This is a genomic window from Wolbachia endosymbiont (group A) of Clivina fossor (assembly GCF_964026865.1).
Lineage (GTDB): Bacteria > Pseudomonadota > Alphaproteobacteria > Rickettsiales > Anaplasmataceae > Wolbachia.
Map to the genome: position 1 here is coordinate 1,364,197 of NZ_OZ034707.1, position 23,845 is coordinate 1,388,041.

Below are 23,845 nucleotides of genomic sequence, written 5' to 3' on the forward strand. Positions count from 1 at the left end.
ACTATCTTCTGTCATCCCAGTGCTTGACACTGGGATCCATATCTTTTTTTCTCTGGTCACGCGCTGGAATGACACCCAGGACGTGGTGTAATAGTTGTACAAGAATCCTACTAACTTTACTATTAATTCTATTTCCACTTTTAGCATCATCTATAAGCATTGAGGACATCGAAGAAAATTGCGATTACGAATATTACCCTAAATTAGATTCTTCTTCTGCTGATGAGTAATACCAATTCCTAAAAATAAATAGACGAATAAAGAAAAATTTCTAAAATAGAATAATTTAAGAATTAGTGGGGAGTTATGGCAGGAAAAAGTAAAGCAATAGGAGAAGAATTATATAATAAGTGTAACCTGGAATTAAAGAAGCACGGCATAAGAGGAGAGATAGGAAGAAGATTACAGGCAATAATATCTGCAAAAGAATATGGAATAACAAAAGTTGCTCAAATATACCGAATTACTAGAACTACATTGATGAAGTGGATTACAAGATTTAAGGAAGGAGGAGTCAATGCGTTTAAAATACAACCAGGACGTGGAGTAAAGCCGAAGTTGAGCTACAAGCAGCAAGAAGAAATTAAAAATGTCATAGCAGAAGAAGGAGCCAACCTAACGGCTAAGAAATTAAAAATCATAATTGAGAAAATGTTTTCTATTGAGGTAAGTAAGTCTACAGCACATAGACTGATGCAAAAGTTAGGTTTTTCGTATATTACTCCAAGGCCTGTGCACAATAAACAGGATAAAAATAAACAAGAAGAGTTTAAAAAAAAATCTTAATGAAACTATTGTCACGTATCCCGAAAAAGAGCTATTTTTCTTCGATGAGTCGCGGTTTGGCACACATTCAAAGATTGGACACGGGTGGTTTAAAAAAGGCATTAGGACACAGGTTAAGGTAAAATTAGGTAGGCAAAACTTTTATCTCTATAGTGCAGTTAATCCTAGAAATGGAGAGAGTTCTAGCTTATTCGTACCAAACGTCAATACTGATTGTATGAATATATTCCTTGAGCAGATGTCACAATATTTAGGAACAAGGGAGGCATTTCTTGTTGTGGATTGTGCAGGATGGCATAGATCCAAAGGTTTAAAAATACCACAAAATATTACCTTAATCTATTTACCTCCATATTCACCAGAGTTAAATCCAGTAGAGCGTTTATGGCAATATTTGAAAGACAATCTCATTAAAAATAGAATATATGACTCTGTTAGTTTATTGGAGGATACTGTATGTGCATTCATTCGTAATATTACGGAAAGTTCGATCAAAACCATTTGTTCTGTGAGTTATTTGCCTACTTATTTATGAGATTTGGTATTACACGTTATAAAGCGAAATTATTATAGATACGGTGAGGAATTAAAAATACTAGCAGATGAGAGGATAAAGGAGATCACTTTAGGCACTAGTGATAAATAATTGTAACCAGACTGCATTCTGTGATTTTTAGCAAAACACGATCTTTCATTTGAGCTTTCTTCAATTTAAAGTAAATACAGAAAATTGCTGCCTATAGCTGAACTGACCTTACCCAGAAAAAGTGGAGAGAAAGTTTGGAATGTTTTTTACAAAGAGAATAAACTATTTGCCATATTTTGAAAAAACGTTTTATTTTACTCCAAAAACGTCTTAACTTTCTCTCTACTTTTTCTGGGTAAGGTCACACTTGACTACTTGGATCTAGTATGATTTAATTAACCAAGAAGTAGACATGAAAAAATTATGTAGTGAACCAGTTTGCATGACGCTAAGAAGGAAAATATGGATAGAAAAACGAGAATAGAATCAGACAGCTTAGGGGAAGTAAAAGTACCAAGTGAACATTACTGGGGAGCGCAGACTCAACGTTCTTTAGAAAATTTTAAGATTGGCACAGAAAAAATGCCAGAGCCTCTGATTAAAGCATTAGCAATAGTAAAACTTGCAGCAGCACGTGTTAACATGAAGCAGGGTAGCATAGATAATAAGGTAGGGGACGCAATCTGCGCAGCCGCAAGGGAAGTAATAGATGGCAAATTTAATAATGAATTTCCGCTTGTTGTTTGGCAAACCGGATCCGGAACGCAGACTAATATGAATATGAATGAAGTGATCAGCAATCGCGCAATAGAGATTTTAGGTGGTAATTTGGGTAGTAAATCTCCGATACATCCAAACGACCATGTGAATTATGGTCAGTCATCAAATGACACCTTTCCAACAGCAATGCATATAGCAGCAGCAGAGCAAATAAACTCCTTGCTTATTCCAAATCTTGAAAAATTGCATAAGGTGCTGGATAATAAGGTTCAGGAATTTAAAAATATAATAAAAGTAGGACGTACTCACTTACAAGATGCAACGCCCCTAACACTGGGACAGGAGTTTTCTGGCTATGCAGCCCAGATTAAAAAGGGGATAGAGAGAGTAAAATTAACTTTAAGTGGTATATACGAGCTTGCACAAGGTGGCACTGCGGTTGGCACAGGACTCAATACTAAAAAGGGTTTTGCTGAAGGTTTTTCAAGCAAAGTTGCAGAAATTACTAATCTTCCATTTACTTCAGCAGGCAATAAATTTGAAGCGCTAGCAGCAAACGATGCTTTAGTTGAGCTCAGTGGAACACTCAATACAGTAGCAGTCAGTTTAATGAAAATTGCAAATGATATAAGGTTGCTTGGTTCTGGTCCAAGATGTGGAATTGGGGAAATAATGTTACCGGAAAATGAGCCTGGTTCTTCAATTATGCCAGGTAAAGTGAATCCAACTCAGTGTGAAGCAGTAACTATGGTGTGCACTCAAGTTATGGGAAATCATGTTGCTGTGACCATTAGTGGTTCAAACGGTCATTTTGAATTGAATGTGTTTAAGCCAGTGATAATTTACAATGTTTTGCAGTCTATAAGACTTTTAGCTGATGCAAGTTTAAATTTTACAGAAAAATGTGTAGTTGGTATTAAGGCAAATGAAGAGAGGATAAAAGATTTACTGAATCAGTCGTTAATGTTGGTCACTATATTAAATACGCATATAGGGTATGACAATGCAGCAAAAATAGCGAAGCTTGCTTATAAAGAAAATATCACTCTAAAAGAAGCAGCAGCAAAACTTCAACTGCTCACTGAGGAGGAGTTTGAAAGGATAGTGAAACCAGAAGAAATGGTGAATTATTTGTAACCGTTGGGAGTGTTAAATAAACCATACGCGTCAAGTTAAGAGGTATCCGTTCAGCCAATGGCGTCAACTTAAGAGCCTCCATTAGCAAACTCTCCTAAAAACATAATGGCGTTTGGGCTTATCTACCTTATTGTGGCTGCCCTGGTCGAATTTTAACTTTAGCACGCATGCTTAAAAAGGGCTTGAAAGTTTTTTGGTGCAATAAGTACTTGATAGAGTTTCTGCTCATTACACCAAACAAAACTGAAAAATTTAAACGATACTCAGTAATTTGATCTGGGTTCCAAGGCCCTTGTGCATCACACATATGAAGCGATAATATATTACACATAACTAAGTTCGCCCAAAATTCTTGTAATACAGCCTCTAGGTGTATGGTCCCATAATTCCTCCTTTGATGGTATTGTTTTCTCATATTTTATCATACCATCACACTCTGGGACTGTACACCAGGAATTATCCTATTGAATTCTATGATATTATTTTTGTAACATTGTCTAAAGTGCCCAGTGTCAAGCACTGGAATGACACCATTTCCGTGAATATTGCTCTTAATTTGTAACTAACCTAAGCCATAAATATTAAGAAATTTACCAAACGAAAAAAAAGGCAAAAGAAGCCCCGTTGGTGACTAGTTATTTATATGTACTTCAAAATATTGGCGTTTTTTATTCTAAACGCTACGATTCAGCCGCTTTTAAATGCGATTAACCTAAATTATAAACGTTAAGAAATTTACTGAGCGGAAAAAAAGGCAAAGAAACCCTAGGGTAGCTAGTATTCAAATTCTCCCTTGTCTATTTGACGTCTTTTACTGTCTTAAACGCTTTATAAGCGCGTTTCAGCTTATATAGGTAGAAACCTAGAAGTTTTATAAAGACATGAGGTGCACATAGTGCAAAAATTAAGCATGATTTACGCCAAATACATTAAGTTTTTTGTCATTAATCCACTGCAGAGATTGCGAAGATAAATAAATAGCTTCACTGTTATGATAAGGGGGCTGGCGAAGGGTGTCAAGTAAGTTTTTACATCTAATTTATAGCTCCCTGCATGATACCACGTATTATCTATACCAAGGTGTTCTTCTTGTAGATATTATACCAACAATCCACTATTTTTTTTATGTCTTGTGGTTTAGTTTCTGGACCTATACTGATTCTAATTGAACACTCTGCTTGCTCTTTTGTTGCCCCCATTGCAAGCAAAACATGGGAAGGCTCAACTTTTCCAGAAGAACATGCAGAACCATTACTAACTGCAATATGATTCAAGTCAAAATGCATGAGCTGCACATCACTCTTTACTTCTGGCATATAAATAAAACTTGTGTTTGGCAGCCTCTTAGAGTTTTTACCGAAGATTCTTATATCACTGGCAAGATTTAATAATTCACACTCTAATTGATCACGTAGCTCCTTTACTTCATCCATTTTTGATAGAAGGTCTGGAATATTTTGCAGTGCAGCAGAAAGGCCTGCAATCGCAACAATATTTTCCGTACCACCACGAAATCCCTTCTCTTGTCCACCACCTATTATAATAGGTTCTATCGCAAGTTCTTTATTGAATATTAAAACTCCACTGCCTGCTACACCGCCAAATTTATGGGCGGATAAAGTGAGTAAATCCACTCCTAAATCTTCCATATTAACTTTAATTTTCCCAACACTTTGAGCAGTGTCAGTGTGGCAAATTGCTCCAAATTTGTGTGCTATTTCAGCTATTTCCTTAACAGGCTGAATAACTCCGGTTTCGTTATTTGCCATCATAACTGAAACTATTGCTTTGTTTCCTTTAAGTTCGCTTAGAATTTTTTCTAGCTCTAAAAAGTCAACAATGCCCTCCTGATTAACGGGTATTATATATGGATTACATGCAGAATTAAGAATTGAAGGATGCTCTATAGCTGAAATTACATGCAGATAGCCTGCTATTCCTCTCATAACAAGGTTATTCGCTTCAGTCGCACCAGACGTAAAAACTATTTCTTTATCACTTGGAACACCAAGAGCATCACGTATGTTATCTCTTGCATCCTGAAGAATCTTCCTCGCTTCTTGTCCTCTTTTATGTAGTGATGATGGATTGAGCGTTTGTTTTAATAAGACCTCAAATATACTTTTTTTTACATTCTCACTAATTGGAGCAGTTGCATTGTAATCAGCATATACGTAACCACTATTTTCTAAAGAGAATGGACTCATCTGTCACTTAAATAAGTTTACCATCAACTATAGCCATAACTATGTACGTTAGCTTTAACACGATAAAAAATTTATTGCAAAAACAGCGAAATTAATACATAATTAATAATTCATGTCATCAATACCTGTCAAGCAGGTTTTTATTAGGAGTTACCGTGGTAGAAGTTTTTTTGAATAATGCAACAAGAAAGATAGAAGGTGAATACCACCAAAGCAAAGATGCCAACGTGTCGGTTGTGCTGGTTTTACATCATCACCCTCAATATGGTGGTAATATGGGTAGTAAAATTGTACATGGTATATATACGTCTTTTATCGATAACAATTTTTCTGCATTGAAAATTAACTTTCGTGGTGTGGGAAAATCTACCGGAACTTTTGATAAGGGTATAGGAGAATTAACTGACGCTGCGGTAGCTATTGATTGGCTTCAGGAACATAATCCTAGCAACGTTCCAATTTGGATCGCTGGTTTTTCTTTTGGAGCATGGGTGGCTATGCAGCTAACAATGCGTCGCCCTGAGATAGTGGGTTTTATTGCTCTTTCTCTTCCGGTAACTAAGTACGATTTTTCTTTTCTTTCTCCCTGTCCAGTTTCTGGGCTTATAATACAAAGCAGTAACGATACAATCTCAGAAGAAAGCGATGTAACAGAATTAGCAAAAAGGTTAATAAATTCAGTAAAAAGTGATCACATGAAATACCATATAATAGACGATACTAATCACTTTCTAAGGGATAAAGAAGAGGAAGTGACTCAAATCGTAGATGGTTATATAAAACTGCGCTTAAACAGTGCAACTATTTCTTCTCAAAAGGTCAAAAAAGAGGTAAGGGTAAAAGAATATGCCTAACCTTTACAAACAAGAGAAATGAGTGTAGTAATATAAATGAAAAGGTTTTGTTATGTTTAAAAAGCTATTATTTTTTGTTTTAGCTGTGTTTATGTTATCGGGGTGTTCCCTAAGTAAACAGCGTAAGTTAAAAAGTCCGTGTATAAAAAGCAATGAAAGCGTTTCATGCGAGTTGTACTCTGTTAATGATCATTGGTTAGATAAGTATAAGGCATAGGTAGTTTTAAATTGTGCTATTTTTCCTATTCACAACTTCACTAATGATCGATCTCTCAATTGGAAAATGCAGTCTGCCTTTTCTGCAAGGAGATGATTGTGCGTCACTATAAGCATAGAGCTGTTATTTTCCTTTACGTATGAATGTAGCAGTAAAAACACGTTAAAAGAATTTGTTGGATCTAAATTTCCTGTTGGCTCATCTGCAAGTAAAAGCTTTGGAGAATTTACAATGCTTCTTGCAATTGCAACTCTCTGCCTTTCCCCACCCGAAACTTCAGATACCATGCTACTTGCTTTGTTTTCCAGACCAAATTTTTCCAACATTGCTTGCGAATTTTTTTTTGCTTCAGCTTTGCTTTTTCCTGCAATAAGTTGAGTAAGCATAATATTTTCCAACACCGATAACTCTTGTAACAAATAGTGAAATTGATAAACAAAACTAAGAAAATTTCTTCTTACATGGGTTTTATGCTTATTATTAGCTTGTGTGCAATTTATTCCATCTATCGTAACTATACCTGAAGTTGGCTTGTCCAACAAGCCTGCGATTTGCAATATAGTTGTTTTTCCTGCACCTGAATTGCCAATCAGCGCTACTACTTGCCCTCTTGTGACACTTAGGTTGATGTCTTTTACAACAGCAGAATTGTCCTTGAAGCTTTTATCTACAGAAGTTAGTTCTAGAGCTACATTATCACCCATGTTTAAAAGACCCAGAAGGCATCTAAATTTTGGTAATAATTAAACCGAAAAACTGTTACCACAACCACATTGAGACTTAGCAAGGGTATTCTTTATTTGAAAACCAGAACCACTGAGATCCTCAGTATAATCTATAACTGAGTTATTTAAAAATTTTGCTGAACAATTATCAACCATTAATACAGGATTGCCATTTTCATCATTAATTACTATATCTTTACCTTTTTCGCTAAAACTGGAGTGGCTTCTATAGTCCTCGCTTTCTTCATAGTCATCATCTTCGTCTTCGTCATCAAACTCATCATCGTAATCATCATTTTCATCATCCAAAGATAGATTTTTATTCATTTGATCCATAAGAAAATTGTATTTGAAGCCAGAACATCCACCGCCTGAAACTGCAACCCGCAAAACGGAACTCTTATCCCCTTCCTGCTCTGCAAGAAAGTGGATTTTTTTTAGTGCATTATCAGTTAAGTTGATGTTGTAATTTGTTGACATAGTAACCACCGTTTATTATTGATAATTTATTATAGTAGAAATTTTACATGTCAAACAATAATTTTCTATTAAGTTATGCATGCTTTCCAAGCAAAACAAAAGGGAGATACTTCAAAGAGCCAGAAGATGAGAATCGCAGCTGCTTTCAGCGTGATAGGGATCGCATTGTTCACTCTAATGCGTTTAGGAAATTGGGGTACAAAACACAAGTTTTTATCAATTACGAGCACGATTACTATCGCACTCGGCTGACTCATAGCCTTGAAGTTGCACAAATTGCAAGATCCATCGCACGCAGGCTCAGCTTAGATGAGGACATCACTGAATGCATAGCGCTTGCACATGACCTTGGTCATCCCCCATTTGGTCACACAGGTGAGGATGCTCTAGTTCAAGTTGATAGTGAGAAGTATGAGTTTGATCATAATGTTCAAGCTATAAGGATTTTAACTTATCTTGAACAAAAACATGCTGATTTTGATGGTATGAATCTAAGTTGGGAGGTGATTGAAGGGGTTGCAAAACATAATGGTCCCTTGCTTGGTCAAAACGCGGAGTCTTCTACAAATAATCAGCTGTTATTAAAATATAATGAAAAATATGATCTAAAACTTGAGGAATTTTCAAGCATTGAAGCGCAAGTTGCTTCAATTGCCGATGATATTGCTTACAGTGTTCACGATCTTGATGATGCACTCAGAGCAAATTTAGTAACCATCGAAGATTTGCTGAATGTTCCTTTAATTGAAAAAATGTTTAAAGACATAAGGAGCAGATATTCAGAATTACCTCAGAGCAAACTCATACATGAATCACTGAGTGGAACTATAGGAACTATGATAAGTGATGTTGTTTCTCAGACTGAAAGAAATATTGAAAATCACAAAATAAAAAGCGTAGAAGACGTAAGAAGTCTAAATAAAATGCTAGTCACATTTTCACCAGAAGTTGCGAATGCTACAAAAGAAATGAAAAGATTCAACATGGAGAAAATATACAGAAGCTATAAACTGAGTAGAACGATGAACAAAGCGAAACGCATAATACAGGAACTTTTTCAATGTTTTTATGAAAATCCAAGATTACTTCCTACAGAGTGGAGCAAACTTGCTTGTGAATCCCAGCGTTCAATAGTAATATGCGACTATATCTCGGGAATGACAGATAGATTTGCTATACATGAGCACAGGAGAATATTCGACACTTCATATGAAATGACTTCTTTCTAATGACTGATGATCATTTCATGTCAATTGCATTAAGGCTTGCAGAAAAAAATCTTGGGAATGTTGCGTCAAATCCTACTGTCGGGTGTGTTATTGTAAAAGATGGTATAATCATTGGTGAGGGATATACAGGAGTAGGTGGGCGCCCACATGCAGAAGTGGTTGCTTTGCAAAGTGCAGAAGGTTTAACCCATGGTGCAACTATGTATATCACGCTCGAGCCATGTTGCCACTTTGGAGTTACAGGACCATGTACTGCGGAAATCATAAGAGCTGGAATAAAAAGGGTAGTAATTGCAACTATTGACCCAGATAGCAGAGTTTCAGGTGGAGGCATTAAAGCTCTGAAAGAAGCAGGAATTGAAGTTGAGCAAGGTATTATGCAAAAAGAGGCAGAAGAACTGAATGTCGGTTTTTTCACCACTAAAGAATTTCATAGACCATTTATAGCTTGCAAAATTGCAACAACTCTTGACGGAAAAATCGCAACATTTACAGGCGATAGCAAATGGATAACAAGTGAAGATACGAGAAATTGGGTGCATGAGCTCAGAGCAAAATATGATGCAATTATGATTGGTAGCAACACCCTCATTAATGACGATCCACTCTTAACTTGCAGATTACCAGAACTCGGAAGTAGATCGCCAATAAGGCTAATTATAGATAGCCAGGAAAAATTGCAGGAAGAGCATAATATTGCAAAGACTGCAGATAAAGTAATAACTTGGGTGATTACAAACAGAGAAATAGAGAGAAAAATAAAAAACATTAATTATTTGATAGTCAATTCAAATCACAAACCTCCTGTTATTCCAGATGTCACCCCAACACACTCTCCTGTCATTCTAACGCCTTCTCCTGTCATCCCAGTGCCCAGACACTGGGATCCAGAAAACTTCAAGCAATTGCATAATGAAAACTGGATTCCAGCGTCACGCGCTGGAATGACATCGGAGCCTGACATTATCGATAAAGTCTGCCTAAAAGACATGGCATCAAAACTTGTTTCAGAAATTGGCATAACAAGGTTATTAGTTGAAGGTGGAGGAGTGTTAATCACAGAGCTACTGAAGCATAGTTTAATCGACAGGCTGATAATCTGCCGTAGTGGTAAAATTTTAGGTAATGATGCCATCCCCTTTATAGGGAATTTAGGAATTCAATCTATTAACAAATGTTACCAGTTCAAAAAAACAGAAATAATAGAGTTTAGTAAGGATATAGTTGAGATGTGGGATAGATTATTGTAACCTTTACGTATTCAAATAAAAGAAGAAAAAAAGAGGTAGAAATGGCTCTACCTCTTGTGCTATTTAGCTAGATTGAGCTACGTATTTCGTATTAAGTAGTTCAGTAATTGTAGAACTTTGTAAGATATTAGGCATAAATCCTTCAACTTTTCCTTTCAAAGCTTCGTCAGAAAATTCTTCACCTTTGTCTCCTTGCTCGCCCTTGTCACCTTTGTCTCCTTGCTCGCCCTTGTCACCTTTGTCTCCTTTTTCACCCTTCTCACCTTTAGTAGCATTCATTTGCTGATATGAAGCATAAGCTGCTGCGGCAAAATATACAGCTGCAATAAATAGAACTGCAATTCCAGCAGGGCTAGCAACAAGTGCTAAAGATGCAGGGCCAGCAATTACTTTAGTAGCAATTAATATTGCTGCTATTGCTCCCGCTAAAGATGCAAATGCAACTGTACCTTCAATACTCATTTTTGTTATATGTGCAGTGTTTTCCCACTTCAATATAGTTTGATCTTTATTCATAATAGTTCCCTTAAAATAAGCCTAATAAAAAGATTAAGTATGTGTTAATAATGCATGTTTGTCAAGCCATCTTTTACATTATCATTTAAAACATATATTTCAAGCTACTTCCTAAACTGTTATCAGTTGTATATAATTAAACGTATGATACACGGCTGGCTGAATCTTAATAAACTAATAGGAATTAGCTCTGCACAGGCTGTAGCCCGAGTCAAAGGGATTTTTGGGATAAAAAAAGCTGGTCATCTGGGAACACTTGATCCTTTAGCTTCAGGTGTGTTGCCAATTGCTCTTGGCGAGGCAACAAAAACTATACCGTATTTATCTTGTGACTTAAAGGCATACGATTTTACAATAAAATGGGGCGAACAAAGAACAACGGATGATTTGGGTGGTGATATCATTAGAACTAGCGATATAAAACCCGAATATAATCAAATAAATTGTGCAATTAAAAATTTTATTGGTGAGATCAAGCAGACTCCTCCTCAATTTTCAGCAATAAAAATTAAAGGAGCAAGGGCGTATAAATTGGCAAGAAGTGGGCAAAAGGTAAATATAAAACCCCGACAAGTCAAAATACATGAGCTGAAATTGATATCTGTGGACACCATAAATAATAGTGCAAATTTTTCTATGATGTGCGGTAGTGGTGTATATGTGAGATCAATTGCTCGGGATCTTGGCATTGCATTAAATTGTTTTGGACACATTACGAAATTAAGAAGAACTATGGTAGGTGACTTTAGAGAAAACGAATCAGTGACAATTGAACAGCTCGCTGAAAGAAACACAATAACTTACTCTCCGATAACAAAAGGTGATACTGGAGTAATAGAAGGTACAGGGAGTAATGCAAAAAGTTTCATCATTCCCATTGAATCGGCTTTAAAATCGATGTTCAAAATTGAAATTTCCCCAGAAGATGCGGGGAAAATCAGAAAAGGTCAGGAAGTTGTATTAAATAACTTGCGTAATTTAAAGAATTATGATATTTGTTGTACGATAGTGGGTAGTGTACCTATTGCAATCTGCAGTTTTATTTATGGTTGTGTGAAACCTATTCGTGTTTTTAATATTTAAAATGAGGTTTAGATGTCGATAACATCCGAAAAGAAAAAGAGTTTGATAAATATATATGCGATTAAAGAGGATGATACAGGTTCATCTTTTGTACAATGTGCAATTTTGACCGAGAGGATCAGTAACTTAACTGAGCATTTTAAAGTGCACAAGCATGACCATCACTCTAAGCGTGGTTTACTTATATTGATAGGTAGAAGACGCAAGCACTTAAATTATATAAAGCGTAAATTTGGTAATGAAGCCTACCAGGAATTAATAGAGAAGTTAGGCATTAGAAAATAATCGAGGAATTTAGTATGTTTAAAATTATAAAAAAATCTATAGAGTGGGGTGGTCGTGCCTTATCTTTAGAAACAGGAAAAATAGCACGCCAAGCTCATGGTTCAGTAGTTGTAAATTACGGTGATACTTCTGTTTTAGTAACTGTTGTACGTAAAAAGAAGGAAGAAAGCGTTGATTTCCTACCTTTAAATGTGCAGTTTATCGCAAAAAGCTATGCCATGGGTAAGATCCCTGGTGGTTTTTTTAAAAGAGAAGGCAAGCCATCTGATAGAGAAACTTTAATCTCAAGAGTAATAGATAGGAGTGTAAGGCCACTCTTTCCAGAAGGATTTCATGATGAAATTAGTGTGGTGTGTAATCTATTAACTTATGATACAGTCAATCCTCCTGAAGTGCCAGCATTGATTGGTGCTGTTGCAGCTCTTGCGGTTTCTGGTGTTCCTTTTCACTTTACTATAGCTGGAGTGATAGTTGGTTGTGATGAAAATAATAACTATATACTCAACCCTTCTGTTCAAGAGATGAAAGCAAGCAGCTTGGATCTGTTTTTGTCTGGTGATGAAAATTCGATTTTAATGGTTGAGTCAGAAGTGAAAGAGCTCTCTGAAGAAAATGTTTTTAATGCAATAAAATTTGGCCATGAACACCTTAAACCTGTCATTAAGCTCATAAAAGAGTTTGCTGATACAGTTGGCAATAAGCCTGAAAGCTTTGCTCCTGTTGATACATCAGATATAACACAAGAGCTCGAAAAATACGGTAAAGATTTTGAAAAAGCATATTCGCAAACAGTAAAACAAGAGCGAGTTCAAGCTCTAGAAGCGGTCAGAGAGAATATATTGAATACTCTTAAAGAGACTGGAAAAGATGAAAAGTTAATTACGTATGCAGTAAAAAACTTTGAAAGATCTTTAGTACGTGAAATAATTAGGAAGAAAGGTGTAAGGATAGACGGTCGTAAGCATGATGAGATACGTCAGATAGAAGTTGAAGTTGATATTCTGTCCAGAACTCACGGTTCTGCGCTGTTTACAAGAGGCAACACTCAGGCATTGGTTGTTACTGCTCTTGGTACTACTCAAGATGAGCAAATTGTGGATGATATTGAAGGGGATAGACGTGAGCATTTCATGTTGCATTATAACTTTCCCTCATTTGCTGTTGGAGAAACTTCTGCTGCACGTGCACCAGGAAGAAGAGAAATCGGTCATGGCAAACTTGCTTGGAAAGCAATTCATCCTGTTTTACCCGATAAATCTGAATTTCCTTATACAATAAGAGTAGTATCCGAAATTTTGGAGTCTGATGGTTCTTCTTCTATGGCAACAGTTTGTGGGACTTCTCTTGCTTTAATGGATACGGGTGTGCCAATAAAGGCCCCTGTTGCTGGAGTTGCTATGGGCCTTATTAAAGATAAAGACGAGTATGTGATACTTTCCGATATATTGGGTGATGAAGATTATCTTGGTGATATGGACTTTAAAGTAGCAGGAACTAGTGAAGGGGTTACGGCACTACAAATGGATATGAAAATTTCTGGTATAAGCTTTGAAATTGTTGAAAAATCTTTAGAACAGGCAAAAGCTGGAAGATTACATATTTTAGAAAAAATGAATGCAGTGATTTCAGAACACAGTGATGACGTCAAAGACCATGCACCAAGGATGTTATCATTTTACATAGATAAAGACAAAATTTCTGCAGCTATTGGTGCTAAAGGAAAAAATATACGCAGTGTGTGTGAAAGAAGTAATGCAAAAATTGAAATAGGAGATGATGGTAAAGTTTCTGTTTTTGCCACGAGTGGCACTGAAGCTGAAATTGCAAAGAGTATGATGATTGATTCAATAACAGAACTAGAACAAGGTTCTATAGTTGATGTCAAAGTTGTAAAAATAGAGAAGTCTATTGTAGAGCTTGAATTTCTTAATGGCAGAAAAGGAAAAATGCACATAAGTGAAGTAGCTAATGAACACATAGATTCTATAGAGAGCATACTTAAACAAGATGATACTTTCAAAGCACTAGTAATTGACTTCGAAAAAGGTGGATGTCCAAAGTTGTCAAGACGTCGAGTTGATCAAGAGACGGGAGAGTTTTTTGAAGGTGAGCTTTACAACGAGGAAAGGAAAGATGGTCCAAATGACAGGGATAATTATTACAATAATTCATTTAATAGAAAACCTGGAGGAAGTTACCATAAGAAGCCTTCTCGTCCTCGTTCTGGTTTCAGCAACAGAAATAAGCCGAAATTTGGTAATAATGATTCATCATCAGGCTTTTATTAAAAGTAAACTTCTTGCGTTACCTCTTGTCATCCAAGTAGCTTGACTACTTGGACCAGAGACTTTTTCAAATTGGTAGATAATAGAAATAATTTGTGTTAACTAGCTAAAGATCTTAGGTTTGCCAACATTCCGCTACGTGTTAGCGGCTGAGATACCGCGAATGAATCGCGGTATGACGTAGGGCTGCACTAGCTATATAGGATTACCACGATGGATTTTTAAGATCATTTACGGCCTTCTTAATATCTTCAGCCTTGAATATCGCCGATCCCGCAACTAAAATATCAGCACCTGCTTTTATTATATCAGCTGCGTTAGAAAAGTTAATTCCACCATCTACTGAAATTTGTGTTTTAAGATTACGCTCCTGTATCATTTTTTTTATAGTAGATATCTTGTTCAACTGTGAATGAATAAATTCCTGCCCTCCAAAGCCAGGGTTGACTGTCATAATCAGCACAATATCTAGCTCATGTATTATGTATTCAAGCACACTTGGGGAAGTTGAAGGAACAATTGAGACTCCAGCTTGAATCGTTTTTTTTGCGTCGTTTACATTTTTGTATGACTTTATCTTTCTTATCAACCTCTCAAGGTGTATCTCTGCTTCTGCATGTACAGTGATAATATCAGCACCAGCATTTATAAAGCTTTCAATGTGGTTACCAGGAGATTTGACCATTAAATGCACATCAAAAGGAAGATTGCTATATTTACGTATTGCAGAGACAACGCTAGGACCAATTGTAATATTTGGAACGAAATTCCCATCCATAACGTCTATGTGTATGTAATCTACACCTAAATCGCTAATTTTTCTTACTTCTTCTCCTAATTTTGCAAAGTCTGCTGAAAGTATAGAAGGTGCAATTTTAATACTCATGAGCTGTTTTTTACTAAAAAATAACTTATTTTTAAGACTCTGTCACCCTAATACTATTTGCATCATCTGAGTAGCTATAGGAACTGGATACCGATATCGGCGATGGTTTATGCCTATTTAACTAGATCTTAAATTAGATAAAAAAAGGTAGTCTTGATAAAACTTATTTACAACAAGTTTTTTTACATTTGGATTTTCTGTTTGTTCTTTTTTGTACCCTAATTTATAGCTTATTGAATCCTTGTATGAACTGATCGTTTTGTATGCTTTGTTCATCTCTCTAGGAAAGATGCCATTAGCAATTACGACGCATAACCCTGTAGCTGTTGCAAAAGCTAGAGTGGTAAATGCTAGATTTTGTAAAAAATTCCTTCCACTAATTTTTTTTTCCTGTATATTAGCAGAGTGCGATTTGTTTGACGCTTCTTCTAGATGTTCATGCCATATATGATTGCAGTTCATACACTTTACCTTTCTTCCAAATGCACCAATTTGCTCAGAAGATACTAAGTAAGTTTTAGTACAACTATTACATTGTATTTTCATAGCACTTACATATAAAGTGGTAACAAGCTCAAATGATACAGAGCTATAAATTTAATATTAATATATATAACAAATGGAAGGTTTGCAACTAAAAAAAACACAAAGTGAGATAGAAAATATTTGGAAAAATAGAGAAAAATTTAATAACTGTAACCTAAAGGAAACAGCAAGAATAGCAATTAAAGAGGTAATTGAGCTCCTTGATAGTGGCAAAATTAGAGTAGCAGAAAAGCTATCAAGTGGAGAATGGGTAGTACATAAGTGGATAAAGCAGGCAATATTATTACATTTTCTCACTGAAGAAAACAAAATAATAGACAATACCAATTGCTGGTTTGACAAGATCGGTAACAAATTTAGTGAATGGAATGAGGAGAAATTTCGCCAGTTAAAAATTAGAGCAGTTCCTGGGTGTTTTGTCCGCCGATCTGCTTATATAGGTACAAATGTTGTTCTAATGCCAAGTTTTATCAACGTTGGTGCATATGTTGATTCAGGAACAATGATAGATATCTGGTCAACGATTGGTAGCTGTGCGCAAATAGGAAAAAACTGCCATATTTCCGGTGGAGTGGGAATAGGTGGAGTCCTTGAGCCTATTCAAGCTTCACCTGTCATTATAGAAGATAATTGCTTTATTGGAGCACGTAGCGAGGTAGCCGAGGGTGTGGTAGTGAGAGAAGGATCAGTCCTTGGCATGGGTGTGTTTATTGGAGCATCAACAAAGATTATTGATAGAGAAACTAGCGAGGTATTTTATGGCGAAGTGCCACCTTATTCTGTAGTGGTACCAGGGTCTATTCCATCTAAAAATAACATTTCAACCTATTGTGCAGTTATAGTAAAAAAAGTGGATGAAAAGACGAGATCGAAAACCTCTATAAATGAAATATTGAGGGATTAAACTATCTCACTGCTTGTCGTCACTTTTTTTATCATTATTACTAACCACAGTAATGGCATACGCACATAACTCTGAGAAAGAGACTCCATTTTCTTGAGATAGTTTATATAATTTTTGTAGACTTTCTTTTACTTTATTAGGGATATTCCCTCCACGTTCTTTTACAAGCCAGGAATCTTGATGATGAATTGGATGAGCATCACTTTTTGGATTTCCTATATATATTGCAAAAGGTGAACTTTGTCCTTTGAAGTCACATTGTACAGTAAATTTTTTTATAGATTCAGCCATCTAAAGACCTCTACTTTTCTTTTTGGTCGATTTTATAGCAGGTGGAAGAGGTGGTTTCTTTATAAAATCTTGTCTATTGACAACACTTTCTTTACCTTTCAAAGCTCGGCGAACATCAGCTCTGCTTAATTGCGACTCTTTTGCTACCTTCATTCCATGCTTTGCCATAATATTAGCATATGCTAGTACTTTTTTTACCAATGCTAGATCACCATCTAGCATTTGAACTAGCACTTGAAACACTTCCGCTAAAGTTAGTCCATCAGCATTTATAACCTTGTTTTCTATAAAATTGACAGCTTCTTCAAATTTGTATTCAATACTATCATCTTGAGGTATAAGGGCAACATAATCGGTGTTTTTGTCGTCCATAACTGAAGCACTATTACTCACAAACTTAAGTTTATACTATATATATAAATACTCTACTATTTTATATTATGGTACGCTATAGTTAAACATTTATTAATAACATGCTCACTTATATACACGAATTAATTGACAAAAGTCAAGGATCAATATCCATCAGTGATTTCATGAATGCCGTTTTGTACCATGAAAAATACGGCTATTATACGAGTAGATTACCACTTGGTAAGGATGGTGATTTTACTACTGCACCTGAGATCAGCCAATTATTTGGTGAAGTAATTGCAGTTTGGATAATGCATACATGGGAAAAATTAGGAAAGCCATCAAAATTTTCTCTAGTTGAACTTGGGCCAGGCAAAGGAACACTCATTCACGATATAATAAGAGTCACTAAAAAATACAGCAGCTTTTTTAATTCAATGTTGATCCACTTAGTTGAAATAAGCCCTACTTTACGGAAGATACAAAAGGAAAAATTAAAAGGCTTAGGTGTTAATTGGCACAAAGATATTGACAACCTACCAGAACAACCAACCATTTTTTTAGCAAATGAGTTCTTTGACGCTCTTCCGATAGATCAGTTTGTATATCGTGATGAGGGGTGGTATGAAAATATGGTGACAAAACAAGATGATGGCAGTCTCTTGGTGTCATGCCAGTGCGTGACACTGGCATCCAGAAAAAAAGAATCATGGATTCCAGTGTCAGCTACTTGCATGACAGGGGGTTTCGATGGTGCAGTGGTGGAAATATGTTCAACTGGGGTTGAAATATTAAAAAAACTTGAGAAGAAGATACATAATAATAAAGGAGCTGCTTTGATTATAGATTACGGTTATGTATACCCCGCATATAAGAGCACTTTGCAATCGATAAAACAACATAAGTATGCTAATTTTCTTGAGAATGTTGGTAATAGTGATATTACTGCACTTGTGAACTTTCAAGCATTAAAAGATTCATTAAAACACGTAGATTGCGAGATTTTAACTCAAAGAGAATTTTTGTATCTTTTTGGCATAAAAGAAAGAACCCAGGCTTTAATGAAAAGCGCAAGTGATGAACAAAAGAATAGGATCTTTAGTGAATTCTTAAGGTTGACTGAAAATATGGGCACTCTTTTTAAAGCAATGCTATTGATAGCATAGCTAAAATAATTTATGTTATTGGGAATGTTGTAACAAAATTAGGTATATTGGTACATACCTAAGTGGGGTAAAAGGAGGCTGACATAGCGGGTTTTATACTATTCTAGAAGTAATATGCGGAAAAGGGGGGATTCGAACCCCCGACATATTTTCATATGTGCACGCTTTCCAAGCGTGTGCTTTAGACCACTCAGCCACCTTTCCATGCATATTCATAATATTGAAAATTGTGCTGCTAAACAATATAAAAACCTGGTATATAGGGTTCACCACGAAAATTTACAGTATTGTTAAACTTGCTTCTGCAAGTTGGAAATGTTTTATCGCAACCTGCGAGTATTGAATATTTATCTCCAGCAAAAATTTGGTATGAAGGCGAAGTAAACAATGTAACTACTTTATTTTTATATTCTTTTACTATACCTTCAAATGCTGTTGAGCCAAAGAATTTCACTACTCCGTGCTTATAATATTCATCACTCTCAGTTAAATTCGTGTCTTCAAATCTTCTTTCGTCTATTACTTTAGTGATTGTACTTATTTTACTAAATTTTTTAGTATCGGCTTTGCATTTATCATCGCAAAATTGTGCTCTGCATGCAGGAGAGTATAATTCTGCTATGCTTCTCTCAAGCTTTGCTGAGAGCCCTCTAATTTCAACAATAAATCTTCCACTACTTAATGTCACTTTACCAAAAGTTCCTGAATGTAGATTCATTGTTCCCTGGGTCAAGTCTTTATAATTCACAAGAAATATTTCAATATTTGCAAAGTCGTACTTTCCTGATAAAACATCTTCTTCTTTAATATCACCACTATTTAATATCCCTTCAATTTCTAGATTATCAGTTTTTAAATCGCTGTTTAATATTATACTACTGGCTGTAAATCCACTTGAAGATTTATAGAGTATATTATTAATATTTAAATCTTCATCATAGTCAGTGAATCCCATTACTTCTCCACCTGCGAGCTTTAATTTCCAGCACGTAGCGGTGGTAAGTAATTCTCCAGCTAAATGATTTTTTAGTGTGGTTTGCATAGGGGCCTCCTGTTTAATTGATTGAATTTGAAAGTAGCTATACGGCTAGTAGATAAGCCAGTGTGTTCTTTTCCCGTCATCTGAGTAGCTATAGAGTGTCATTCCAGTAACCATAGGGTGTCATTCCAGTAACCATAGGGTGTCATCCCAGTAACCATAGGGTGTCATCCCAGTGCGTGACACTGGGATCTAATTTTACCTGACTATGTTATCATATAAATCTACCCAATTTGGATTTTCTTTTTCGATCAAATCAGTCTTCCATTTTCTTTTCCAACTTTTTAACAGTCTTTCTCTATTAAGAGCTGAATTTATATCTTGAAATTCTTCAAAATGAACTAATTTATGTACATTGTATTTTGATGTAAAGCCAGAAATAACTTTACTCTTATGTTCCCAGATTCGTTTAATCAGATTTGATGTTATACCTGTATATAAAGTTCGATTATTCTTGCTTGCAAGTATGTAAACGTAATAATTTTGCATATAACTTAGATCCCAGTGTCACGCACTGGGATGACAGGAGAGAGGACACTATATGTTTATTTGATTGACAAATAAACACTAACAAATAAGATACACACCACATTAAATTGTGGTGTGTACTAGCTGGTTAGAAAGAAAACTTCACACCAGTAAGAAGGAGAATTCCTTGGTTAGAAGGTGCCTCTTCTGTGGTACTACCTGCTTTTGTAATCTTATGATTTGCGTTTTGTTTCTCGTTAGTCATAAAATAATGGAGAGCTGCGTAAGGAACAAATTTGCTCTTACTGCAAGCAGGAGAAAGATCATATTGAACGCCAAGTGCACCATCATGAAGCATATCTCCATCATTCATTCTGCTACCAAAGTACGTCAAACTTGTGTAGATATTCTCATATTGATAGCCAGCTCCTACAGTCCAATACATGGTGTCCATACTATCTTCACCAAATTGAGCTTTCAGCCCTTCCATTCTTTTGTTAGCATCAGGAAGCAGTTCATATTTTTCAATTTTATTATTAGCATCTTTTGTCAGTATTTCAATACCTTTTGGTTGACCAGATTTACCCAAATATGCAAAAGAAGCGGCAAATTTTACGCCTTGGTCTTCATTAATCTTATAATCAGCGCTTACACCCAAATTAACACCCATAAGGTCATTGTACTCTACAAATTCCTTATAAAGATGCTTATCTTTACTTGGTTTTTTCGCTTGACCATACTCACCAACTGCAGAAGTTTTAACTTTCACCTTATATTTATCAAAGTCATATTCATATGATGCACCAGCACTTATTATGTGCTCATAGTCTGGACCGACATGTTTTATCTCTTCCTTATGTTTTATTTTATCATTATCTGTACTATCCTTGAAAGGAACTGTTTCTTTTACAGTAAACAAGCTACTATCATAACGAGGTGAGTAGCTGATACCAAATCTTGCGCCCATATAATTTGGTGAGTAGTAAGCAACTCTAAATGGCAGTGTAGTCATAACATCTTTGTTGTATTTCCCTGCCATGCGGAAAGAGAATTTTTCACTTTCACTCGAAAAACTTTCAGTGTAAAGACGTGGTGTTACATAAAATGGAAAGCTCGCAGCGCTTCCTTCTAAGTTCACTTTTCTGAACCAGTCACTATCTGCAGCTCCGTCAACAGTTGCAATTCTTGTTGCATCAAGTCTCATCAGAGCCTCAGGACCAAATTGATAACCAAGCTTTAGATCACCATGTTTTGAATTTAAAAATACATGTGCACTCCTGCTCCTTGCAGCGTAAACACCCTGTGAAGCCCCTTTGCCTTCTGTAACTGGGACGTGAAATTGCACGTCAGCACCATAAAGAAGACCTAAATCTTCATTTTTATTTTCTGCTCTGAGGTGTAATATCGTATCAGCAGTCATACCCATATCGTTGCTGTAATCACCAATATTTCCTATTCCACTAGGGAATACGGGATTTGCTCCTTGTATCCTATCCTGAGGGGCAGTATAATACTCTATAGATCTGTTTGGCATAACGTTGTAACGTTTATACTCTTCACCACTTGGCCCTGCTTTGCCATAGCTTTGAGCATCAACAACACCACCAAAAGTTATTCTTAAGCCATCTTTTCCTTGGTTGGTGTCGATAATATCAACTCCACCAACTGAAACAACAGGACTTGCCTTACCTTTTTCCTCTGTATTTTTGTTAACAATTTTTACATCCTTCTTTACATCTTTAGCTTTAATTTTAGCATTCTTAGTTTTAGAAGCCTTAGTTTTTGAAACTTTACCTTTTTCTATATTAGAATTCTTAGCATTTAGAGCTTTCGCTTTTGAATCCTCTATAAGCTTTGCTTTTTTCTCATTTGCTAGCCTGATCTCCTCTTTTTTCTTAAGCTCTTCAGCTTTTTTTCTTGGATCAGCATTACATATTCTGTCCATCTTTTCTTTCAGTTTTTTATTTGATGTTTTCATAACTTCTGTTTTTCCAGAAGTTTTTGTGCTCTCTTGCTTTTTTATTTCCTTCATACTCTCATCAGGAAAGTCAGCTGCAAAACTGCTGAAAGAACATAAAGTTAATAAAGAAACTAGAGCAGTTCTAGTATAAATAGATTTTTTCATGAAGTGCCCCCAAAAAATTTCGAAATCATTGTCTTAAATGTAAATATATAAAAATGTTGAAAATTCAACTTAAAGCAATCTTATAGCGAAAACAAAAGTAAAGTGCAACACCTTAAAAACAACTTTTTTAATATGCCTAACGTTTATATTAACCAAAATTTAGCACAAAGGTTAATATTTTTTGCTTGCTGGTGCATTATAACTCTACTATTTATTCTATGGAAGTAAAATTTTTTTATTCTAGCAATAGAAAGATTATAGAAAATACTATTGACAATAATATCAATCTACATTATAGTTAAATAAATTGTTTAGCTGATAGTAGATTGAGGTAGTTATGGATTTTAGTTTTTTACGCAATTGGTTTAGCACCACAGGTACTAGTGCAAGTAGTATAGATTCACAATTAGGTGATGTTGAACAATCAAGCTCCATCTTAGCAGATAACGGCAAATATAAGGTGGATGATGAGTTTGAGATCATTGAAGATTATGAATTTATAAATCCTGCTGATCCAAATGAACCACATTCTTTACCTTCTGCTTACCAGATAGATGAAAGTATCGCAGAAATTGCAGGGTTTGATAAGGAGAAATTATTGGAAATGAGTAATTTCTGTAAAATAAGCTATGGTGATAGTGACGATAAGTTAGATGAAAAAAAACATCATATATTAACTTGTAAAAATGTAAGTGAGGAAGATTTCATAGCTATTGAAGCAGATGGAAGAATGCACAAAGAAACTAATCCTTCTGAGGATATTATTTTTGAATTTAAAAAAATGTATAAAACTAGAGCTGAACTTTTTAGCGAAGGTTATAAAATCATTCCATTTGGTAATAGTTTCGAAGAAGATGCTGGGTATGTTTTCATAAAAGGTGAAGAAATAACAATAGCTTACCACGGTACTCGTGGCTTAAATGATGCAATCACTGATCTAAATGCATCTTTTACTACTTCAGAACTTTTACCTGACGGTGGAAGAATTCATCGTGGTTTTTATAATTCATTTACAGATTCATGGCCTAATCTTTATGGCATTTTGAAATCTCATGCTGAAAAACAAGGATCAGAAATCAAAGATTTTAAAATCAATCTCACAGGTCACAGTATGGGAGGAGCTATTGCTAAGATAGCTGCTTTATGCCTCAACAAAACAGAAGGCGCTGAAGATGTTCATGTTGCAACTTTTGCTGATCCAAGGGTTTTTGACCTGACTGCCAGTGAAATTTATAATGACGCTCTTCAGGAAAAAACCATAAGGGTCACTCACCATCAGCGAGATCCAGTGCCAGCATTGTGCCCTGGTTCGTTTGGTTATGCTCACGTAGGTGCACAATTAAGAGTATCGACACCAGAAAGATATTCTAGTCTAGTAAGTTATTTGCATGGAATAGATGGTTATCATGAGGCCGTTTATAGGATGGATGAAAGTGATTTTCGATCAAATAATAACGTATCTCTCTTTTACTATCCTGTTAGGATATTAAATCGAATTAACTCTGCAGTTTTAGGTAATGCTCAACATTATGCTGCAAAATTAGGAAGTTATATTCTCGGTGGAACAAATTTTTTTGAGGAAGTAAAAAAGGAATATCAAGATAATAAATTAAAAAATTCTTCTCAGGTTGAACAAGTAGAAGTTGAGCAGATAGCACATGAAAATTCCTCATCTATTCAGATTGAACAAGTAGAAGTTGTGCAAAGCAAGATAGCATATGAGAATTACTTGTCTACTGCAAGGAGTTTATAACTATTACTATGGA

At 35.6% G+C, this 23,845-nt stretch carries 22 protein-coding genes, 1 tRNA gene and 1 pseudogene; 11 read left to right on the forward strand and 13 right to left on the reverse strand.

The genetic code is table 11. The features are described 5' to 3' along the window. The first annotated feature begins 306 nt into the window (after positions 1 to 306). Together AAGD99_RS06750 and fumC are read left to right on the forward strand one after the other, a co-directional pair. A protein-coding gene (locus AAGD99_RS06750) for an IS630 family transposase (RefSeq protein ID WP_341822214.1) occupies positions 307 to 1,321 on the forward strand; the annotation gives its coding sequence in 2 pieces (ribosomal slippage) (positions 307 to 771 and positions 773 to 1,321; 1,014 coding nt in all). 453 nt (positions 1,322 to 1,774) lie between these two features. After that, the gene (fumC, locus tag AAGD99_RS06755) at positions 1,775 to 3,169 is read left to right on the forward strand and encodes a class II fumarate hydratase (protein ID WP_341822950.1); all 1,395 of its coding nucleotides are present in this window, start codon (positions 1,775 to 1,777) and stop codon (positions 3,167 to 3,169) included. An 81-nt stretch (positions 3,170 to 3,250) separates the two neighbouring features. Here the strand turns inward: fumC and AAGD99_RS06760 are convergent. Together AAGD99_RS06760 and AAGD99_RS06765 are read right to left on the reverse strand one after the other, a co-directional pair. Next, positions 3,251 to 3,542: pseudogene (locus AAGD99_RS06760) on the reverse strand (IS4 family transposase); the annotation flags it as partial. Positions 3,543 to 4,239: 697 nt separating this feature from the next. Continuing rightward, positions 4,240 to 5,376 carry a cysteine desulfurase family protein gene (locus tag AAGD99_RS06765; protein WP_264736021.1) on the reverse strand — a complete coding sequence of 379 codons (1,137 nt, stop codon included), beginning with the start codon at positions 5,374 to 5,376 and terminating at the stop codon, positions 4,240 to 4,242. A gap of 155 nt (positions 5,377 to 5,531) precedes the next feature. Here AAGD99_RS06765 and AAGD99_RS06770 point away from each other — a divergent pair, with 155 nt between their 5' ends. Beyond that, the gene (locus AAGD99_RS06770; protein WP_341822951.1) at positions 5,532 to 6,230 is read left to right on the forward strand and encodes an alpha/beta hydrolase; all 699 of its coding nucleotides are present in this window, start codon (positions 5,532 to 5,534) and stop codon (positions 6,228 to 6,230) included. 246 nt (positions 6,231 to 6,476) lie between these two features. Here the strand turns inward: AAGD99_RS06770 and AAGD99_RS06780 are convergent, their stop codons facing one another. Together AAGD99_RS06780 and AAGD99_RS06785 are read right to left on the reverse strand one after the other, a co-directional pair. Next, positions 6,477 to 7,151: an ABC transporter ATP-binding protein gene (locus AAGD99_RS06780; RefSeq protein ID WP_341822952.1), complete on the reverse strand. Its 675-nt coding sequence runs from the start codon at positions 7,149 to 7,151 to the stop codon at positions 6,477 to 6,479. Between the two features lie 39 nt (positions 7,152 to 7,190). Continuing rightward, the gene (locus AAGD99_RS06785; RefSeq protein WP_341822953.1) at positions 7,191 to 7,652 is read right to left on the reverse strand and encodes a heme biosynthesis protein HemY; all 462 of its coding nucleotides are present in this window, start codon (positions 7,650 to 7,652) and stop codon (positions 7,191 to 7,193) included. 47 nt (positions 7,653 to 7,699) lie between these two features. Between AAGD99_RS06785 and AAGD99_RS06790 the strand changes: the two genes are divergently transcribed. Both AAGD99_RS06790 and ribD read left to right on the forward strand, forming a co-directional pair. Then, positions 7,700 to 8,881, forward strand: coding sequence for a deoxyguanosinetriphosphate triphosphohydrolase (locus AAGD99_RS06790; protein ID WP_341822954.1), 1,182 nt, complete (start codon positions 7,700 to 7,702; stop codon positions 8,879 to 8,881). Beyond that, positions 8,881 to 10,131 (forward strand): bifunctional diaminohydroxyphosphoribosylaminopyrimidine deaminase/5-amino-6-(5-phosphoribosylamino)uracil reductase RibD, encoded by a 1,251-nt coding sequence (gene ribD, locus AAGD99_RS06795; RefSeq protein ID WP_341822955.1) that lies wholly within the window; start codon positions 8,881 to 8,883, stop codon positions 10,129 to 10,131. The genes AAGD99_RS06790 and ribD overlap by 1 nt, the downstream gene beginning before the upstream one ends. 63 nt (positions 10,132 to 10,194) lie before the next feature. On the opposite strand, the gene AAGD99_RS06800 is transcribed toward ribD, so the two are convergent. Next, the gene (locus AAGD99_RS06800; protein ID WP_341822956.1) at positions 10,195 to 10,647 is read right to left on the reverse strand and encodes a collagen-like protein; all 453 of its coding nucleotides are present in this window, start codon (positions 10,645 to 10,647) and stop codon (positions 10,195 to 10,197) included. Between the two features lie 144 nt (positions 10,648 to 10,791). Between AAGD99_RS06800 and truB the strand changes: the two genes are divergently transcribed. The 3 genes from truB to pnp are packed head-to-tail and all read left to right on the forward strand — an operon-like array spanning position 10,792 to position 14,303. Continuing rightward, positions 10,792 to 11,730: a tRNA pseudouridine(55) synthase TruB gene (gene truB, locus AAGD99_RS06805; protein ID WP_264736017.1), complete on the forward strand. Its 939-nt coding sequence runs from the start codon at positions 10,792 to 10,794 to the stop codon at positions 11,728 to 11,730. Between the two features lie 12 nt (positions 11,731 to 11,742). Further along, positions 11,743 to 12,015 carry a 30S ribosomal protein S15 gene (rpsO, locus tag AAGD99_RS06810; RefSeq protein WP_006279944.1) on the forward strand — a complete coding sequence of 91 codons (273 nt, stop codon included), beginning with the start codon at positions 11,743 to 11,745 and terminating at the stop codon, positions 12,013 to 12,015. A gap of 14 nt (positions 12,016 to 12,029) precedes the next feature. Beyond that, positions 12,030 to 14,303 (forward strand): polyribonucleotide nucleotidyltransferase, encoded by a 2,274-nt coding sequence (gene pnp / locus AAGD99_RS06815; protein ID WP_264731278.1) that lies wholly within the window; start codon positions 12,030 to 12,032, stop codon positions 14,301 to 14,303. A 202-nt stretch (positions 14,304 to 14,505) separates the two neighbouring features. Here pnp and rpe read toward each other — a convergent pair whose 3' ends face one another. Next, positions 14,506 to 15,186 carry a ribulose-phosphate 3-epimerase gene (rpe, locus tag AAGD99_RS06820; RefSeq protein WP_341822957.1) on the reverse strand — a complete coding sequence of 227 codons (681 nt, stop codon included), beginning with the start codon at positions 15,184 to 15,186 and terminating at the stop codon, positions 14,506 to 14,508. Positions 15,187 to 15,303: 117 nt separating this feature from the next. Beyond that, complete coding sequence (locus AAGD99_RS06825) at positions 15,304 to 15,732, reverse strand: MJ0042-type zinc finger domain-containing protein (protein ID WP_341822958.1); 429 nt, start codon at positions 15,730 to 15,732, stop codon at positions 15,304 to 15,306. 73 nt (positions 15,733 to 15,805) lie between these two features. Between AAGD99_RS06825 and dapD the strand changes: the two genes are divergently transcribed. Further along, on the forward strand, positions 15,806 to 16,636 hold the full coding sequence (dapD, locus tag AAGD99_RS06830; protein ID WP_341822959.1) for a 2,3,4,5-tetrahydropyridine-2,6-dicarboxylate N-succinyltransferase: 831 nt from the start codon (positions 15,806 to 15,808) through the stop codon (positions 16,634 to 16,636). A gap of 6 nt (positions 16,637 to 16,642) precedes the next feature. On the opposite strand, the gene AAGD99_RS06835 is transcribed toward dapD, so the two are convergent. Both AAGD99_RS06835 and AAGD99_RS06840 read right to left on the reverse strand, forming a co-directional pair. After that, entirely contained in the window at positions 16,643 to 16,927 is a 285-nt protein-coding gene (locus AAGD99_RS06835) for a DUF2610 domain-containing protein (protein WP_007549418.1), read from the reverse strand. Next, entirely contained in the window at positions 16,928 to 17,299 is a 372-nt protein-coding gene (locus AAGD99_RS06840) for a hypothetical protein (protein ID WP_406828681.1), read from the reverse strand. It abuts the gene before it with no gap. A gap of 101 nt (positions 17,300 to 17,400) precedes the next feature. Between AAGD99_RS06840 and AAGD99_RS06845 the strand changes: the two genes are divergently transcribed. Next, complete coding sequence (locus AAGD99_RS06845; RefSeq protein ID WP_341822960.1) at positions 17,401 to 18,447, forward strand: class I SAM-dependent methyltransferase; 1,047 nt, start codon at positions 17,401 to 17,403, stop codon at positions 18,445 to 18,447. Between the two features lie 117 nt (positions 18,448 to 18,564). Here the strand turns inward: AAGD99_RS06845 and AAGD99_RS06850 are convergent. From AAGD99_RS06850 to AAGD99_RS06865, 4 genes are all read right to left on the reverse strand, one after another. Continuing rightward, positions 18,565 to 18,651 (reverse strand) — tRNA-Ser (locus tag AAGD99_RS06850). Positions 18,652 to 18,682: 31 nt separating this feature from the next. Then, positions 18,683 to 19,489 carry a DUF2163 domain-containing protein gene (locus AAGD99_RS06855; RefSeq protein ID WP_264731267.1) on the reverse strand — a complete coding sequence of 269 codons (807 nt, stop codon included), beginning with the start codon at positions 19,487 to 19,489 and terminating at the stop codon, positions 18,683 to 18,685. 195 nt (positions 19,490 to 19,684) lie between these two features. Continuing rightward, positions 19,685 to 19,975: a GIY-YIG nuclease family protein gene (locus AAGD99_RS06860; RefSeq protein ID WP_253309591.1), complete on the reverse strand. Its 291-nt coding sequence runs from the start codon at positions 19,973 to 19,975 to the stop codon at positions 19,685 to 19,687. A gap of 127 nt (positions 19,976 to 20,102) precedes the next feature. Beyond that, on the reverse strand, positions 20,103 to 22,079 hold the full coding sequence (locus AAGD99_RS06865; RefSeq protein ID WP_341822961.1) for a porin: 1,977 nt from the start codon (positions 22,077 to 22,079) through the stop codon (positions 20,103 to 20,105). Between the two features lie 337 nt (positions 22,080 to 22,416). Here AAGD99_RS06865 and AAGD99_RS06870 point away from each other — a divergent pair, with 337 nt between their 5' ends. Continuing rightward, positions 22,417 to 23,832: a lipase family protein gene (locus AAGD99_RS06870; protein ID WP_341822962.1), complete on the forward strand. Its 1,416-nt coding sequence runs from the start codon at positions 22,417 to 22,419 to the stop codon at positions 23,830 to 23,832. The last annotated feature ends 13 nt before the right edge of the window (positions 23,833 to 23,845 follow it).

What these genes read in the sequence shown, in the direction of transcription:
- AAGD99_RS06790 (WP_341822954.1), top strand. Translation starts at nt 7,700, where the DNA reads ATGTCAAACAATAATTTTCTATTAAGTTATGCATGCTTTCCAAGCAAA.
- AAGD99_RS06860 (WP_253309591.1), bottom strand. Translation starts at nt 19,975, where the DNA reads ATGCAAAATTATTACGTTTACATACTTGCAAGCAAGAATAATCGAACT.
- truB (WP_264736017.1), top strand. Translation starts at nt 10,792, where the DNA reads ATGATACACGGCTGGCTGAATCTTAATAAACTAATAGGAATTAGCTCT.
- AAGD99_RS06855 (WP_264731267.1), bottom strand. Translation starts at nt 19,489, where the DNA reads ATGCAAACCACACTAAAAAATCATTTAGCTGGAGAATTACTTACCACC.
- pnp (WP_264731278.1), top strand. Translation starts at nt 12,030, where the DNA reads ATGTTTAAAATTATAAAAAAATCTATAGAGTGGGGTGGTCGTGCCTTA.
- rpsO (WP_006279944.1), top strand. Translation starts at nt 11,743, where the DNA reads ATGTCGATAACATCCGAAAAGAAAAAGAGTTTGATAAATATATATGCG.
- rpe (WP_341822957.1), bottom strand. Translation starts at nt 15,186, where the DNA reads ATGAGTATTAAAATTGCACCTTCTATACTTTCAGCAGACTTTGCAAAA.
- fumC (WP_341822950.1), top strand. Translation starts at nt 1,775, where the DNA reads ATGGATAGAAAAACGAGAATAGAATCAGACAGCTTAGGGGAAGTAAAA.
- AAGD99_RS06765 (WP_264736021.1), bottom strand. Translation starts at nt 5,376, where the DNA reads ATGAGTCCATTCTCTTTAGAAAATAGTGGTTACGTATATGCTGATTAC.
- ribD (WP_341822955.1), top strand. Translation starts at nt 8,881, where the DNA reads ATGACTGATGATCATTTCATGTCAATTGCATTAAGGCTTGCAGAAAAA.
- AAGD99_RS06780 (WP_341822952.1), bottom strand. Translation starts at nt 7,151, where the DNA reads ATGGGTGATAATGTAGCTCTAGAACTAACTTCTGTAGATAAAAGCTTC.
- AAGD99_RS06835 (WP_007549418.1), bottom strand. Translation starts at nt 16,927, where the DNA reads ATGGCTGAATCTATAAAAAAATTTACTGTACAATGTGACTTCAAAGGA.
- AAGD99_RS06825 (WP_341822958.1), bottom strand. Translation starts at nt 15,732, where the DNA reads ATGAAAATACAATGTAATAGTTGTACTAAAACTTACTTAGTATCTTCT.
- AAGD99_RS06800 (WP_341822956.1), bottom strand. Translation starts at nt 10,647, where the DNA reads ATGAATAAAGATCAAACTATATTGAAGTGGGAAAACACTGCACATATA.
- AAGD99_RS06870 (WP_341822962.1), top strand. Translation starts at nt 22,417, where the DNA reads ATGGATTTTAGTTTTTTACGCAATTGGTTTAGCACCACAGGTACTAGT.
- AAGD99_RS06785 (WP_341822953.1), bottom strand. Translation starts at nt 7,652, where the DNA reads ATGTCAACAAATTACAACATCAACTTAACTGATAATGCACTAAAAAAA.
- AAGD99_RS06845 (WP_341822960.1), top strand. Translation starts at nt 17,401, where the DNA reads ATGCTCACTTATATACACGAATTAATTGACAAAAGTCAAGGATCAATA.
- AAGD99_RS06840 (WP_406828681.1), bottom strand. Translation starts at nt 17,299, where the DNA reads ATGGACGACAAAAACACCGATTATGTTGCCCTTATACCTCAAGATGAT.
- AAGD99_RS06865 (WP_341822961.1), bottom strand. Translation starts at nt 22,079, where the DNA reads ATGAAAAAATCTATTTATACTAGAACTGCTCTAGTTTCTTTATTAACT.
- dapD (WP_341822959.1), top strand. Translation starts at nt 15,806, where the DNA reads ATGGAAGGTTTGCAACTAAAAAAAACACAAAGTGAGATAGAAAATATT.